1 protein-coding gene is annotated in these 612 nt (G+C 63.1%); it reads left to right on the top strand.

All coding sequences use genetic code 11. The features are described 5' to 3' along the window. On the top strand, nucleotides 1–612 hold a 612-nt coding region (locus tag SCA01S_RS22475; protein ID WP_218016377.1), incomplete at both ends, for a hypothetical protein.

The raw sequence follows: 612 nt of genomic DNA, 5'->3' as shown, positions 1-612 counted from the left end.
GGAACAACCTGACCCTACAGACCGACAACTTCGCGTTGAGCCGGGTGGAATATCTCGTTGGCGAGGACAGATGCGTCATCGCCGCCCAAGACGGTCGCCGGTACGGGTTGCTGGTGAACGGATCGCAGTGTGAGCCATCGAGGATGCCTCTGCCCGGGCGCATCATCGCCGTGACCACGTCGCCCTTCGACAAGTTCCGGTTATCCCAGCCGGTCCGGTACGATGTCGGGATCCCCCGCCTGGAGGAAGCTCTCTACGCCTATTTCGGATTACGCGACCGTTCCGGACGCGCGTCGGCGAATGCCTCAGTTTTTCGGGCGCTCGAAGGCCTCTTCGACGCCGCACGCGGCCCGGAGGAGCGCCGCACCCGCATTGCCGAGGTCTTCGACTTCCTTGGGTTTGCGCCGGTAATCGAGGTCCGATACGCGACGACGTTGAGCGAGCACAAGCGCTTGCAGGCGTTCGCCGAAGGGGTGCCCCTAGCTGAAATCGTCGGAGACGCGCGAACCGACCGTATACGCCTCTTGGATCGGCTCGACGACAAGTCCGACGACATGACCTCGATCAGGCGATACGCCGCCGAGGCGCTTGAGCTTATCGGTAAAAGAGGCG

The sequence above is a fragment of the Novosphingobium capsulatum NBRC 12533 genome (genome assembly GCF_001598375.1).
In the GTDB taxonomy this organism is placed as follows: Bacteria; Pseudomonadota; Alphaproteobacteria; order Sphingomonadales; family Sphingomonadaceae; genus Novosphingobium; species Novosphingobium capsulatum.
Note: the sequence above shows the minus strand (reverse complement) of the source record. Positions and strands in the feature narration are given on the sequence as shown.